Source organism: Ulvibacter sp. 2210JD10-4 (assembly GCF_058148525.1).
On record NZ_JBYVJZ010000002.1, the window covers coordinates 474,560 to 487,134 of the forward strand.

The 12,575-nt window shown below is 36.4% G+C and carries 16 protein-coding genes; 8 read left to right on the forward strand and 8 right to left on the reverse strand.

Annotated features, from left to right (window positions below):
• Positions 1 to 30 precede the first annotated feature (30 nt).
• The 6 genes from ACY2RT_RS07775 (at position 31) to ACY2RT_RS07800 (ending at position 5,759) form a co-directional block, all read left to right on the forward strand.
• On the forward strand, positions 31 to 861 hold the full coding sequence (locus tag ACY2RT_RS07775) for a flavin reductase family protein (protein WP_490155337.1): 831 nt from the start codon (positions 31 to 33) through the stop codon (positions 859 to 861).
• Positions 862 to 904: 43 nt separating this feature from the next.
• Positions 905 to 1,279, forward strand: a complete 375-nt coding sequence (locus ACY2RT_RS07780; RefSeq protein ID WP_490155338.1) for a DUF3127 domain-containing protein — start codon at positions 905 to 907, stop codon at positions 1,277 to 1,279.
• Between the two features lie 76 nt (positions 1,280 to 1,355).
• Positions 1,356 to 2,732 carry a short-chain fatty acid transporter gene (locus ACY2RT_RS07785; protein ID WP_490155339.1) on the forward strand — a complete coding sequence of 459 codons (1,377 nt, stop codon included), beginning with the start codon at positions 1,356 to 1,358 and terminating at the stop codon, positions 2,730 to 2,732.
• Between the two features lie 49 nt (positions 2,733 to 2,781).
• Positions 2,782 to 3,423 carry a leucyl/phenylalanyl-tRNA--protein transferase gene (gene aat / locus ACY2RT_RS07790; RefSeq protein WP_490155340.1) on the forward strand — a complete coding sequence of 214 codons (642 nt, stop codon included), beginning with the start codon at positions 2,782 to 2,784 and terminating at the stop codon, positions 3,421 to 3,423.
• A gap of 68 nt (positions 3,424 to 3,491) precedes the next feature.
• On the forward strand, positions 3,492 to 5,234 hold the full coding sequence (locus ACY2RT_RS07795) for an agmatine deiminase family protein (RefSeq protein WP_490155341.1): 1,743 nt from the start codon (positions 3,492 to 3,494) through the stop codon (positions 5,232 to 5,234).
• 165 nt (positions 5,235 to 5,399) lie between these two features.
• Positions 5,400 to 5,759 carry a hypothetical protein gene (locus ACY2RT_RS07800; RefSeq protein ID WP_490155342.1) on the forward strand — a complete coding sequence of 120 codons (360 nt, stop codon included), beginning with the start codon at positions 5,400 to 5,402 and terminating at the stop codon, positions 5,757 to 5,759.
• A gap of 1 nt (position 5,760) precedes the next feature.
• Here the strand turns inward: ACY2RT_RS07800 and ACY2RT_RS07805 are convergent, their stop codons facing one another.
• The gene (locus ACY2RT_RS07805; protein WP_490155343.1) at positions 5,761 to 6,324 is read right to left on the reverse strand and encodes a DNA-3-methyladenine glycosylase I; all 564 of its coding nucleotides are present in this window, start codon (positions 6,322 to 6,324) and stop codon (positions 5,761 to 5,763) included.
• 67 nt (positions 6,325 to 6,391) lie between these two features.
• Here ACY2RT_RS07805 and ACY2RT_RS07810 point away from each other — a divergent pair, with 67 nt between their 5' ends.
• Positions 6,392 to 7,006, forward strand: a complete 615-nt coding sequence (locus ACY2RT_RS07810; RefSeq protein WP_490155344.1) for a thioredoxin family protein — start codon at positions 6,392 to 6,394, stop codon at positions 7,004 to 7,006.
• A 2-nt stretch (positions 7,007 to 7,008) separates the two neighbouring features.
• On the opposite strand, the gene ACY2RT_RS07815 is transcribed toward ACY2RT_RS07810, so the two are convergent.
• Positions 7,009 to 7,731 (reverse strand): hypothetical protein, encoded by a 723-nt coding sequence (locus ACY2RT_RS07815; RefSeq protein ID WP_490155345.1) that lies wholly within the window; start codon positions 7,729 to 7,731, stop codon positions 7,009 to 7,011.
• A 156-nt stretch (positions 7,732 to 7,887) separates the two neighbouring features.
• Between ACY2RT_RS07815 and ACY2RT_RS07820 the strand changes: the two genes are divergently transcribed.
• A complete protein-coding gene (locus ACY2RT_RS07820) occupies positions 7,888 to 8,778 on the forward strand; it encodes a T9SS type A sorting domain-containing protein (RefSeq protein WP_490155346.1) in 891 nt (296 codons plus the stop codon).
• On the opposite strand, the gene truB is transcribed toward ACY2RT_RS07820, so the two are convergent.
• The 6 genes from truB to ACY2RT_RS07850 form a co-directional block, all read right to left on the reverse strand.
• Positions 8,765 to 9,457, reverse strand: a complete 693-nt coding sequence (truB, locus tag ACY2RT_RS07825; protein ID WP_490155347.1) for a tRNA pseudouridine(55) synthase TruB — start codon at positions 9,455 to 9,457, stop codon at positions 8,765 to 8,767. The genes ACY2RT_RS07820 and truB overlap by 14 nt on opposite strands.
• On the reverse strand, positions 9,457 to 10,251 hold the full coding sequence (locus tag ACY2RT_RS07830; protein ID WP_490155348.1) for an undecaprenyl-diphosphate phosphatase: 795 nt from the start codon (positions 10,249 to 10,251) through the stop codon (positions 9,457 to 9,459). Before ACY2RT_RS07830 ends, truB begins: the two co-directional genes overlap by 1 nt.
• A gap of 3 nt (positions 10,252 to 10,254) precedes the next feature.
• The gene (locus ACY2RT_RS07835) at positions 10,255 to 10,515 is read right to left on the reverse strand and encodes a DUF3098 domain-containing protein (protein WP_490155349.1); all 261 of its coding nucleotides are present in this window, start codon (positions 10,513 to 10,515) and stop codon (positions 10,255 to 10,257) included.
• Between the two features lie 2 nt (positions 10,516 to 10,517).
• Positions 10,518 to 10,856, reverse strand: a complete 339-nt coding sequence (locus ACY2RT_RS07840) for a hypothetical protein (RefSeq protein WP_490155350.1) — start codon at positions 10,854 to 10,856, stop codon at positions 10,518 to 10,520.
• Positions 10,840 to 11,718, reverse strand: coding sequence for a cell division protein FtsX (locus tag ACY2RT_RS07845; RefSeq protein ID WP_490155351.1), 879 nt, complete (start codon positions 11,716 to 11,718; stop codon positions 10,840 to 10,842). The genes ACY2RT_RS07840 and ACY2RT_RS07845 overlap by 17 nt, the downstream gene beginning before the upstream one ends.
• A 274-nt stretch (positions 11,719 to 11,992) precedes the next feature.
• On the reverse strand, positions 11,993 to 12,502 hold the full coding sequence (locus ACY2RT_RS07850) for a T9SS type A sorting domain-containing protein (RefSeq protein WP_490155352.1): 510 nt from the start codon (positions 12,500 to 12,502) through the stop codon (positions 11,993 to 11,995).
• Between the last annotated feature and the right edge of the window lie 73 nt (positions 12,503 to 12,575).

Below are 12,575 nucleotides of genomic sequence, written 5' to 3' on the forward strand. Positions count from 1 at the left end.
ACCTATATACTTTGGGTACATTTGCAAGCAATGATTTCAATTAATCCTCAAGATATTAGCACTGGAAAACTACACGGCTACCTTTTAGGCGCCATTTCTCCACGCCCTATATGCTTTGCAAGTACTGTGGACGCTAAAGGGAACGTTAATTTGTCTCCGTATAGTTTTTTCAATGTTTTTAGTGCCAACCCTCCGGTTTTAATTTTTTCTCCGGCAAGGAGAGTTCGTGATAATACCACTAAACATACACTGGAAAATATTTTAGAAACAAAAGAAGCGGTCGTTAATATTGTAAGTTACGATATGGTACAACAGATGTCTTTGTCTTCTACGGAATATGCCAAAGATGTCAACGAATTTATAAAAGCCGGATTTACAGAGGTTCCTTCTCATGTTGTAAAACCTCCCCGGGTGGCTGAAGCTCCGGTACAGTTTGAATGCAAAGTACTCAATGTGGTAGCTTTAGGAACTGAGGGCGGTGCCGGAAATTTGGTGATCTGCAATGTGGTAAAATTACATATTAAAGAAGAAATTTTAGATACAGAAGGTAAAATTGATCCACTTAAAATCGATACCGTAGCACGTATGGGTGGTAATTGGTACAGCCGTGCTAAGGAAGGGTTATTTGAAGTGCCTAAACCATTGTCCACCTTAGGAATTGGCGTGGACGCATTACCGGATGCAATCAAAAACAGTACTACACTAACCGGAAACGATCTTGGAATGCTTGCAAATGTAGAAGAATTGCCTGCAGGAGCTGAGGTTTTTGTTAATGCTTCGGAAGAAGCACATAAAAGAGCACAAGATTCGCTAAGAAACGGTACTGTTTCCGAAGCGTGGAAAATATTAACAGCACGATGATTTTTCAGAATAAACATAACAACAGAAAATTAATTATAGAATAATGGAAGTACAAGGAAAGATTAAAATGATAGATGAGACCAAGACCTACGGGAACAACGGTTTTAGAAAAAGAGAGTTGGTTATTACTACCGAAGAGCAATATCCGCAACATATTATGATAGAGTTTGTGCAGGATAAAACCGAATTACTGAATAATTTCCAGGTAGGACAAAATGTGAAAGTGAGCATTAACCTTCGTGGGCGAGAATGGACAAACCCACAAGGAGAAGTAAAATATTTTAACTCTATACAAGGATGGCGTCTTGAAAATATAGATCAATCTGTAACTGAGGACATGCCGCCAATGCCTCCTGCAGATGCTTTTGAACCTGCCAACGACCTAAACGAAGAAGATCACGACGATTTACCGTTTTAATATACCCATCAACGTTGTAAGCTTAAAGCCTAAGAGTCTCTGAAGAGTATTCTTGGGCTTTTCTTATTTTAGCAGAATGAAGATCACCCAAACTATAGAAACCATTTTTAAACGGTTTTTACCCTCTCCATTTTCAATAGCGATCATACTAACAGTAGTAACAATAGGTCTGGCATTCTTTTTTACAGATGCTCCTAAGGAAGAAAATCACCTGTTAGCAATTCTATCGTATTGGGAAAATGGTATTTGGAATAACAGTCTGCTGGTCTTTGCCTATCAAATGATGCTTATTCTGGTTTTGGGGCATATACTGGTGCTTAGCAAACCTATTAATTACCTCATACAAGGGCTTACTAATTTGGTGAGTAATACTGCTAATGCTGTATTATTGGTGAGTATTGCAACGATGTTGGTATCCTTTTTTAATTGGGGACTGGGTCTTATTTTTGGAGCTATTATGGCGCGTAAAGTAGCCGAAGCTGCTCAAATGCGTGGATTTAAGATCAATTACCCACTTGTTGGTGCCTCCGGCTATGTAGGCTTGATGATCTGGCATGGAGGAATGAGTGGTTCAGCTCCTTTAAAAGTAGCAGAAACCGGACATCTGGCGAGTTTAATGACAGGAATCAGCGATACAACAGTACAAGCTCAACTTCCGGATTTAATTCCGTTTAGTGCCACGATCCTTAGCGGATTCAATTTAGTTCTCTTTGGAATTTTACTGATTGTCATTCCCTCTTTTTTGTATGTTCTGGGAAAGAAAGCACCTGTAAAAGCAACACAACTTCCTATTTATACAGGTCCTGCTTCAGAAAATGGAAAATTACGTGGTGCGGAACGTATCGATCAGTCCAGGATTTTTGGAATAGGCTTTGGAATCATTGTGTTGATTGCTTTTTTTTATCAATATCATGAAGCCATTTTAAGCCTTGCCATCACACCCAATTTGCTCAATTTCTTTATGTTGGGTCTGGCCTTGCTTTTACACGGCAGTTTTTCCAGTTTTTTGAATGCTTTGGAAGAAGCTATCAAGGGTGCATCTGGTATTTTAATTCAGTTTCCGTTATATTTTGGAATTATGGGTATTATGCGCGATAGTGGTATGGTGGTACAGATATCGGACTTTTTTGTATCTATAGCTACCACAACCACCTTGCCTATTTTTACATTTTTTAGTGCCGGATTGGTAAATATATTTGTGCCTAGCGGAGGTGGTCAATGGGCAGTACAAGGCCCTATAGTGGTAGAATCTGCTTTAAAATTAGGTGTTCCACTGCCTAAAGCAATTATGGCGTTGGCCTATGGAGATCAGATCACCAATATGTTGCAGCCTTTCTGGGCTTTGCCATTATTAGGGATAACAAAGTTGAAGGCCAAAGAGATCTTACCATATACACTTCTCTTAATGTGTATAGGGAGTGCCGTATTTTTAATAGGTTTGTTGTTATTCTAATAAAAAAAGTGCAAATACTCTTGAATAGAGTTGTTGTTTGTCATTATTCATGAAATTGTTATCTCAAAATCTTGATTTTCCAAACCCAGAGGAAGCTTCAGAAGAAGGGCTTCTGGCCATTGGTGGAGATTTGTCGACAGATCGACTATTGTTGGCGTATCGTTCAGGGATTTTTCCGTGGTATGATCAAGAAAGTCCAATACTTTGGTGGAGCCCAGACCCCAGGATGGTATTATTTCCGGATAAATTTATAATATCTAAGAGTCTTCGGAAAACAATAACAAGTAAAAAATTTGACGTGACTTTTAATACAGCTTTTACTGAAGTGATTTCAAATTGTGCTTCTATAAAAAGAATAGGGCAAAAAGATACCTGGATTACTTCTGAAATGAAAGAAGCATATATTGAAATGTACCACCTAAAGCATATTATATCTGTTGAAGTTTGGAAAAATAATGAATTGGTTGGGGGGCTATATGGTGTTGATCTTCCGGAAAAGAAACTATTTTGTGGTGAAAGCATGTTTAGTAAAGCAACCGATGCTTCTAAAGTAGGATTCTATCACTTGGTAATGTATTTAAAGTCCGAAGGATACCAACTTATAGATTGTCAGGTATATACCAAGCATTTGGAGAGTTTAGGAGCAGAAGAGATTTCCCGAAAAGACTTCTTGAAACACCTTAACTACTAAGTTTTCAGTGCTTTGCCTTAAAATAATATAAATTTGAAGTATATTCGTGTACTAAAAAATTACACACTATGAAACGTTTTTATCCCAAAGCAATCCTATTGTTTTTATTGATATTGTATTCTTCTTTTGCTTTCTCTCAGGAGAAAGAGGTCCTTCCCAAAGGGCTTACTGATGCTGAAAAAGGATTGATTTCTCAATTCGAGTTCACAAATTCACTAAGAACCCCTCCTCCTACAGGTCCTGTACGGGCAGCTGCAGAATGGGAAGAGATAGAATATTTAGTAATTACATGGCAATCTAATTTTCAAAATATTTTACGTCAAATTGTTGCAGTTGGTGTTAATGAATGTAAAGTGGTCATCACGACACAAAATCAAGCAGCGGTATCATCTTATTTAACTGCTGGAGGTATTGACCTTACCAATGTAATTTTTATGAATACAAACTGGGATAGTATCTGGATTCGTGATTATGCCGGAAATACAATTTATTCGGATGATGTGGGAGAAAGAGCTTTGGCCGACTGGATATATAATCGCCCACGCCCTAATGACAATGTAATGCCTTCGGCACATGCAAATTTATTGAGCCTTCCCATTTATATAACCGATTCCGGTACAAACGACCTGGTGAATACAGGAGGTAATTATATGTCTGATGGTTTAGGAAATGCATTTGCTTCCAAACTTGTCTTAGATGAGAATAAAGCTGGAAACCCTTATGGTGTTACAGCCAAAACCGAAACCCAGATCAATGATATTATGCTAAATTATATGGGGATTCAAAATTATATCAAAATGGAAACCCTTCCCTATGATGCCATCCATCATATAGACATGCATATGAAACTTTTGGATGAGGAAACTATTTTGGTAAGCCAATATCCAACAGGAGTAGCAGACGGACCACAAATAGAAGCAAATATTGATTATGTACTAAATAATTTTCAATCGCCTTTTGGTACTCCATACGATATTAAATGGATTCCGGCACCACCAAGTTCTTCAGGAAGTTACCCGGATACAGGAGGCTATTACCGAACATATTCTAATGCAGTTTTCATTAACAAATCTATTATAGTACCTACTTACAGGCCGGAAGTAGATGACCCCGCGTTGGCTTTATGGCAGGAGTTAATGCCTGGGTATAATATTGTAGGAATAGATGTGGATAATCCAGGTGAGAACCTAATCTCTCTTTTTGGAGCGATTCACTGTATAACACATAGTATTGGAGTAGATGAACCTTTATGGATTGTACACCAACCAATAGATGATGCCAACCAGAATACAACAGTGACCATTGATGCAATGATCAAGCATATTTCAGGAGTAAATAACGCAAAGGTCTTATGGAGAGAAACCGGAACAGCTACTTTCAATGAAACAGCAATGTCGTTTGTAAGTAATGATAACTGGACAGCAGGCCTTTCTATAAGCACTACAAATATTGAATACTACATCCTTGCAGAAGCCAATTCCGGAAAAACACTAACGCGACCTATTGTTGCCCCACAGGGCTACTGGACCATTAATGTTGAAAATCTTTCGGTGAGCGATTGGGCGCAAAACAATATTTCTGCTCCATACCCTAATCCTACAAATGGAGGTGTATCGTTTAATTTGAATAATATTAGCGGACCCATTCATATTTCTATTCACAATATTTTAGGACAAAGATTATTTGAAACAGATATTGCAAACGGAAACGGTATTGTTAATCTGGATTTGAATGCTAACTGGAAAGGAACACTGTTTATTACTTTCGAAGGGGACTTTGGAAGAGTTAATAAAAAGATCATCAAACTATAGTTTTTTACTAAACATATATTTCAATAAAAAGCACTACAATAATCTGTAGTGCTTTTTGTTTTATAGTAATTAGGGTTTACGTTTAATTTACACTTTATCGATTTTATTTGGATAACTGTTAAATATGTAACATATTTACGATCAATAATTTAAAGCCCCTAAATTATGAAAATTAAGAATCTACTGCTATTGCTGGCCTTTGCTTGCATTCCGTTTGTCTCTTTTTCACAAATGCAAGCCAAAGCAAAAACAGACGTTAATAAAGACGTTGATATCACCGTAGTTTATGAACAAGTTGTGAAAGAAGGCTATGGAACTGCTTTTATTTATAAAGAATTAGCAAATGCATATTATTTTAAGAATGATCATACAAATGCTAAAAAATGGTTCGAGAAATTGTTTGAAGTTGAAAAACCAACTGACGAAACCCTAAAATTTCGTTATAAGCAAACACTTAAGGCCCTTAATTTGGCTACCAACACCAACGAATACCTTTTTACTGTAGATATAGACGGGTCTAATTAAGCTATACCTCATTATATTTAAAGCAACTTACCAGATGGTCGTTGACCATTCCGGTCGCTTGCATATGTGCGTATACGACAGTAGTCCCAACAAACTTGAACCCGCGTTTTTTTAAATCTTTACTAATAGTATCACTTAGCGGGGTATTTGCAGGAATTTCGGATGTTAGTTTAAATTTATTCTTTATGGGCTTACCGTTTACAAACCCCCAGATATAATTACTAAAACTTCCAAATTCCTTTTGTATTTCCATAAATGCCAATGCATTTGTAATAGCAGCGTTTATCTTCAGTTTGTTTCGAATAATTCCGGCATCCGATAATAAGGAATCAATTTTTTTCTGGTCGTATTTGGCAATCTTTTTATAGTTAAATTCATCAAAAGCAACCCGAAAATTCTCCCGTTTTCGCAGAACAGTGATCCAGCTTAAACCAGCTTGAAATGTTTCTAATGTTAAAAATTCAAATAATGTTGCATCATCAAATACGGGAACTCCCCATTCCTGATCATGGTATGCTACATATAGCGGATCATCTCCACACCAAAGGCATCGTTCTTTTTTCATGTATTTAATTAAACAGTTATAAAATACAAGGTAGTAAGTTTTTTATAAAAATACCGTCATAGTTTCTATGGAAAATACAATAGAAAAACCCCAAAAAGACACAATTCAGAATAGTCTAAAAAATTCGGTATCATACCAAGAGTATAGAAACATAGTTTCCAACCACAGACAGCAGGGGACAAGTACGGGGCCTGACCAAACGGAAGCGTTAACACAATATACGTTGTTAAATGATTCACGTATGCGCAGGTTGGATAAAACAACAAAAATTCCGGAAGATATAATTCATAAGTTTACAAATTTTGATGGATTTCAAACATGGTTGGTGATCACTGAGAGCTGGTGTGGTGATGCTGCACATTCAATGCCGGTAATGAATAAACTTGCATCTCTTTCCGAAAAAATTAATTTGAGGGTTGTGCTTAGAGATGAGAACCCTGAATTAATGAACTTGTTTTTAACAAACGGTACTAAATCAATCCCAAAGCTCATTGTGATCGATAACAAGACCGATACTGTAGTAGGTGATTGGGGTCCAAGACCTTCTGTAGCGTCAAAAGCAGTACACGATTTTAAGTTAAAGAACGGTTCTTTGACACCAGAATTTAAAAAAGATCTTCAGGTGTGGTACAATAAAGACAAGGGACAAAATAGTATTGAAGATTTGGCACGACTTATTTAGTGCTATTTAGTTTGTCCGGGGAAATGGTAGGTTACAGTCCCAATCTGTGATAGAGTGCCTGCATCCGTATTAAAACGGGCTTCTTTGGCATATTTAACAGCACTTTCAATTAAACATTCATTTTTTGTAGTGGAACTAGCTTTGTTATAACTGGTTTTGGTAACTTTTCCCAGATTATTTACTTCAATATTGATTACAACCTTACCAAATCCATTGCAGGTATATACGGGATTAGGAATTTTTAATGCGCTTCGGTTTATCAGGCTATAGCTTATTGTGGTTTGGCGACTTGAACCGGAAATAAGTGTATTATTTTTCTTTTTAGTACTATTAGAAAGCTTTTCCTGAGCCTCTCTTATTTTTGCTTTGGCTTTTGCAATTTCTGCTTCATTGTCAAAATCGTTTGCAATACCTATAGCCTTATTCATCTCCTGGAGCTTTTCTTCGGCAGTTTCTTCGGGTGCCGTACGGCTATTCTCTAATTCTGAAATAAACTTTTCTGCTTCGTTATAAGCACGGTTTGTTTCAATTTTGACTCGTTCAACCGAAGTAGCAGCCAGATCTTCCTCTTCCGGAATAAAGTCTTCTTCAGTATATTCAACATTATAGCTTTCTTCACTAGCTACTTCATATTTTGAAAGTTTTATGCTTTTAAAAGCTAAAAACAAAATAGCGAAGAGTAGAGATGTAATTATAAAGGCCCGGTATGAATAATTGAAATTCATGATTGCAATAACTGAATTTTTTATCTAAAAAACCTTACAGGAGAGCAAATTTAAGACATTTTTAAGAGCATTAATGGATCTTAAAAACAGAACTACTGTAGCACAATTGGGGTGATTCAGGATAAAATAACTTATTAAATACATATCTTTATTCATATGAAAGAGAGTATTGTAATTTTTTTGTGGTTGGCAGGTATTTTTTCAATAAATGCTCAAATTGTAACGATTCCCGACGCTAATTTTAAAAATGCTTTGATCAATTTTGAAGTAGTGGATACTACCGGCAATGGGATAGGAGATAGTATTGCCGATACTAATGGGGATGGAGAGATACAGGTAAGTGAAGCAGAAGTCATTACAGGGTTAATTGTCTCTTACCATGAAATAGTTTCTTTAGAAGGTATCCAAAGTTTTGTCAACCTTGAAACATTAAAAAGCCGGGGTAATTTTGTGGAAACAGTTGACCTTTCTCAAAATATCAAGCTGGAATGGCTGCATTTATCTACAAACCCTTTAAAGAGTCTGGATGTGTCCCAAAATATAAACTTAGGACGCTTATGGGTATATAATAATGAATTAACCGTTTTGGATGTATCTCAAAACCCAAACCTGGAGTCACTGCGATGTTACACTAATAATTTAACCCAACTGAATATTGCTAATGGGAATAATGCGATACTTCATAATTTTCTGGCCTATGAAAATCCGCTGCTCAACTGTATTCAGGTAGACGATGTGGTTTTTGCAAAGGACCAACCAGACTGGCATAAAGATGCAGACGCCATGTATAGTGAAGATTGCTCATTAGGGATGGATGATTACAAAATTGAATCAATACTATTACATCCAAATCCTGTAACCGAGATACTTCATATTCAACCTAAAACACTAATAGCTGAAGAAATAATGATTGTTGATATTCAGGGAAGGGTTTTAATTACAAAAGTTTCAAATACAATTGATGTGTCTAATTTACCGGCAGGGATGTACTTTCTTCGATTTTTTTCGGAAGGGAAAAATATCACAAAACAGTTTATAAAAGAGTGATCTGTTTTTCAAAAATTTCAATTGAAATGGCATCTTCTACAGAAAACTCCCCAATCTTTGTGCGCCGCAATGCCGAAAGATGAGCTCCGTTATTCAATGCTTTTCCAAAATCATGTGCTAAGGAACGTATATAGGTTCCCTTGCTGCAAGCTACTCTAAAATTAACCATGGGTAGATCTATTTGAGTAATTTCAAATGCTGAAATATGTACAGTACGGGAAGGGACATCTACTTCTTCTCCTGCACGTGCAAATTCATACAAACGTTTCCCTTCTTTTTTTAAAGCTGAAAAAACCGGGGGTTGCTGTTGTATCTCACCTACAAATTGCAGGCAGGCTTTATTGATATCGTTTTCCGTTATTTCTGAAATATCGAAGGTATTGTCAATTTCAGTTTCCAAATCGTAGCTTGGAGTAGTGGCACCTAATGTAAAAGTTCCTGTATACTCTTTTTCCTTAGCCTGATAGCTTTCAATTTGCTTGGTAAACTTTCCAGTACAAAGAATGAGTAGTCCTGTTGCCAAAGGGTCCAGTGTTCCTGCATGGCCAACCTTTATTTTTTTGATATTGAATTGTTTTCTGATCAACCAACGAATTTTATTCACCACCTGAAATGAGGTCCATTCCAAAGGCTTGTCAATTAAAATAAGCTGTCCGTTTTTGTAGTCTTCAGCAGTCATCAGGAAAAGAAACTTACAGTAATGGCGATCAGCCCAACAATTACACAATAGATAGCAAAGTATTTTAATTTGCTGTTACGTACCAATGCGATCATCCATGTACAGGCAATTAGTCCGCAAATAAATGCAGCGATAAAGCCTAGCCCCAGTGTTGTGAAGTTAGTACTTTCTGAAGTTAATTCTCCGCTAAATATATCTTTAGCAATTTTTCCAAGGATCAAAGGGACTACCATTAAAAATGAAAAGCGGGCCGCTTTACTTTTGTCATTCCCCAATAGCACCGAAGTAGAAATAGTGGCGCCGCTTCGGGAAATTCCCGGAAGCATTGCAATAGCTTGCGAGACTCCTATTACAAATGCATTTCCATAGGTTACTTTATTACCTGTGTTTTTAGCACGATCTGCCAGCCATAATAAGATAGCTGTTACAATGAGCATACAACCCACAAATGCAATATTTCCTCCAAAAAAAGCTTCGAGTTCTTCTTCAAAAAATAACCCGATTATAACTGCCGGAAGCATTGAGAGGATAATGTTTACAGAGAATTGGGTCTCCTTGTTCCATTTAAATTTTAACAATCCGCTAATAATTTCCAGTATGTCCTTTCTAAAAACTACAATAGTACTAAGTGCAGTAGCAAAATGAAGAACAACGGTAAATAACAGGCTTTCTTCCGGGACAGAAGTATCCCCCAGAATTGCTTTTCCCAATTCTAAGTGGCCACTGGAAGAAACAGGTAAAAATTCGGTAAAACCTTGAACAATGCCAAGAACAATAGCTTCCCAAGCATCCATAGATTATTTTTTCTTGTGTGGGTTTAATAAGATGGCATACACTTCAATGCCAAAACCAATTAAAATAAGAGCAGGAGCTAAACGAATACGCCTCCAACTGTAAATCTCAGGATTAAAAACAGCAGGGTCATCGCTTCCTCCTCCGGTCATTAGAATAAAGCCCAAAGTGATAAACGCAATACCAATAAGCATGAATTTATAGTTCTTCCTTTCAAAAATAAAATGCTTTTTTTTCGCTTCTTCCTTTCTTTTTTTCTCTCCCATAGTTACTTAAATTCGGTATAAAAAATAGAATCATTAACCTTTAGCTGTGCAATATGCCTTGATGTTCCGACCATTGTTTTTGCCAGGTGCAAGGTAGCTTTTTTATTTAAAATACGGCTCTGCAGATCTTTAATGGCAAGCCCTTGTTCTAAGCCACGATTGATATAATAAGTATTATTAGTATCGTCAAGCACGATATCTTTTGAGCTTCCTTCATAGACCTTGGCCACAGTCACTTCTTTTACCTCACATTTTTCTGGTTTTGGGTTTTGAATAATACAGCTTTTCAGTAAAAAAACCGAGACAAATAATAGGCAGATATTTTTAATAGTAGAGCTCATCGGTTCTTAAGTTTAAGAAACGTTGTGTCGCAAAAAAAGTACTGATCCACGTAATGACCAATCCCATAAAAAAGATGAACAAAAACAATATTCCCAACAAAAGCTTATCGTTTAGTAACTGTAATTCAGGGAAACTTATGTTGAGGTAATATAATACGGCTCCCATTCCTATCATTGCTAAAATAGCACCTATCATTCCTAAGCGAATACTTTTCCAAATAAAAGGGCGTCTTATAAAGCGTTTGGTAGCACCTACCATTTGCATTGTTTTTATTGTAAATCGTTTGGCATATACCGAGAGGCGTATGGAACTATTGATCAACAATACGGCTATAAAGGTGAACAATCCGCTAATGACCAAAACCCAAAGGCTAATTTTTTTTACGTTGTCGTTAAGTAAAGCGATCAACGGTTTATCGTAAACCACTTCATCAACAAAATCCTTGGTAATAATTTCATTTGTGACCTCTTCCAATTTTGAAGGAGACACATAATCTGCCAGTAAATATACATCTATACTGTTCTGTAGTGGATTGTAACCCAGAAACTCCATGAAATTCTCTCCGATAGTTGCTGTATGCTCTTCGGCGGCTTGTTCTTTAGAGATGAATTCAGCAGATTTTGTATACTCAGCTAAGGCGAGGCTTTGTTTTAGTTGGGTGATTTCAACCTCTTTGGCATTATCTTTTAAATAGACAGTTAGAGCTATCTTTTCTTTAAAATGATCGGCAACTTTTTTTGTATTTAGCACCAATAATCCCAGCAATCCCAATAAAAAAAGAACCAAAGAAATACTGATAACTACTGAGAAGTATGAAGAGATCAACCTGCGCTTTTGGTATTTTTCAAAAGAAGATGCCATAAAATGTCTTAATTGGTTGTGTAAAAATACAATGAAATTTATACCTGATACATAACAACGTTTAAAGTTTTCATAATGTTGTAAAATGGTTGGATTTGGATTATATAATTTTTTGGTATTAGTAATTTAATGATTTTGTTACAAATTTATCGATCTGGATGCACTATACCATGTAGGTTCTATATAGTTTTCCGAGAGATTGAAGAACTGTAATTACATAGACCCTACAGTTCCGGATATTTCCTTAATGTTCTTTTTTGGGAGATTACTCTTTCTAATTTGAAATTAGCATTTTCTTTGTCTTGTAACTGCCATTTTGAGAAAGTGTGCAAAAATATATTCCATTTGGCACATCAAAATCTTTAATTGAAAAACTGTGACTGCCGGGTATACTTACATTACGATTTGTTTTTTCTATGATACGCCCTCGTACATCCCTAATGGTGAGTTCTATAGGTCCGGGCTTTGAAACGCAAAAGACGATTTGCAATAAATTACCTGAAATGATTTTAAATTTTTCTAACTCGCAAAAACTCTCGGTGATGTCGTTTATTCCCAGGCTACCTTCTTGAGAAAATATTTCGGTTTCAAAAAGATATTCTGTTTGGAAACCAGAAGCACATATTAATTTAGAATTATCATCAATTAAGATGCTTCCACTATTCCCTGTTAGCCATGCAGTAGGCTTTGATGGCAGTTGTATCCATACATCGGTATCTGGGTTATAAAAATAGGTTTCATTTGAGAAAGTATCGAAAGTATTATCTGTACTCCCGCCAGTCATAATAATGCCGTCTTTCCATGGATGTGCATTAAAAAAGGTTCTCGTTTCCCCGGGAAATGGTGTGGCGTCTGTC

Coding starts and splice junctions, on each gene's coding strand:
- truB (WP_490155347.1), bottom strand. CDS start 9,457: ATGACTGCTGAAGACTACAAAAACGGACAGCTTATTTTAATTGACAAG.
- ACY2RT_RS07775 (WP_490155337.1), top strand. CDS start 31: ATGATTTCAATTAATCCTCAAGATATTAGCACTGGAAAACTACACGGC.
- ACY2RT_RS07840 (WP_490155350.1), bottom strand. CDS start 10,856: ATGAGCTCTACTATTAAAAATATCTGCCTATTATTTGTCTCGGTTTTT.
- ACY2RT_RS07815 (WP_490155345.1), bottom strand. CDS start 7,731: ATGAATTTCAATTATTCATACCGGGCCTTTATAATTACATCTCTACTC.
- ACY2RT_RS07820 (WP_490155346.1), top strand. CDS start 7,888: ATGAAAGAGAGTATTGTAATTTTTTTGTGGTTGGCAGGTATTTTTTCA.
- ACY2RT_RS07805 (WP_490155343.1), bottom strand. CDS start 6,324: ATGAAAAAAGAACGATGCCTTTGGTGTGGAGATGATCCGCTATATGTA.
- ACY2RT_RS07780 (WP_490155338.1), top strand. CDS start 905: ATGGAAGTACAAGGAAAGATTAAAATGATAGATGAGACCAAGACCTAC.
- ACY2RT_RS07785 (WP_490155339.1), top strand. CDS start 1,356: ATGAAGATCACCCAAACTATAGAAACCATTTTTAAACGGTTTTTACCC.
- ACY2RT_RS07810 (WP_490155344.1), top strand. CDS start 6,392: ATGGAAAATACAATAGAAAAACCCCAAAAAGACACAATTCAGAATAGT.
- ACY2RT_RS07845 (WP_490155351.1), bottom strand. CDS start 11,718: ATGGCATCTTCTTTTGAAAAATACCAAAAGCGCAGGTTGATCTCTTCA.
- ACY2RT_RS07850 (WP_490155352.1), bottom strand. CDS start 12,502: ATGACTGGCGGGAGTACAGATAATACTTTCGATACTTTCTCAAATGAA.
- ACY2RT_RS07800 (WP_490155342.1), top strand. CDS start 5,400: ATGAAAATTAAGAATCTACTGCTATTGCTGGCCTTTGCTTGCATTCCG.
- aat (WP_490155340.1), top strand. CDS start 2,782: ATGAAATTGTTATCTCAAAATCTTGATTTTCCAAACCCAGAGGAAGCT.
- ACY2RT_RS07830 (WP_490155348.1), bottom strand. CDS start 10,251: ATGGATGCTTGGGAAGCTATTGTTCTTGGCATTGTTCAAGGTTTTACC.
- ACY2RT_RS07795 (WP_490155341.1), top strand. CDS start 3,492: ATGAAACGTTTTTATCCCAAAGCAATCCTATTGTTTTTATTGATATTG.
- ACY2RT_RS07835 (WP_490155349.1), bottom strand. CDS start 10,515: ATGGGAGAGAAAAAAAGAAAGGAAGAAGCGAAAAAAAAGCATTTTATT.